The organism is Neisseria dentiae (assembly GCF_024580525.1).
In the GTDB taxonomy this organism is placed as follows: domain Bacteria; phylum Pseudomonadota; class Gammaproteobacteria; order Burkholderiales; family Neisseriaceae; genus Neisseria; species Neisseria dentiae_A.
The window spans coordinates 1-321 of sequence record NZ_JANIKQ010000092.1; the positions used below are offsets into that span (position 1 = coordinate 1).

The 321-nt window shown below is 54.5% G+C and carries 1 protein-coding gene; it reads right to left on the reverse strand.

Annotation, left to right across the window (positions count from 1 at the left end; all coding sequences use genetic code 11):
* On the reverse strand, positions 1 to 321 hold a 321-nt coding region (locus tag NQ012_RS13000; RefSeq protein WP_257067985.1), incomplete at both ends, for a VENN motif pre-toxin domain-containing protein.

The window sequence follows — 321 nt, forward strand, 5'->3', positions numbered from 1 at the left end:
AATAGTCGCCTTTGGTTTCGGCTTCTGCAAAACCTTTTATATCGCCTATCACAGGAATAAAATCAGCCAGAAAGTTCACTACTTCCAACTGCTTTCTTTCCCCCAACCGGTAAGCCTTATCCCACTCGGGATCCCGATTGCGCAATTCGGCTTCCCTTACGGCTTCTATACGCAGCTCTTCAACCGTCGTATTGTTCTCCACCGCCCTCTGCGCTGCCTGCCCGCCGGCTACCGTATCCGCCGTTGAGCCGCCGGTTACGCCAACCGCCGCGCCGCCCAAACTTAAGATACTCGAAACCGTCTGTTTCTGCTCGGCGGTCA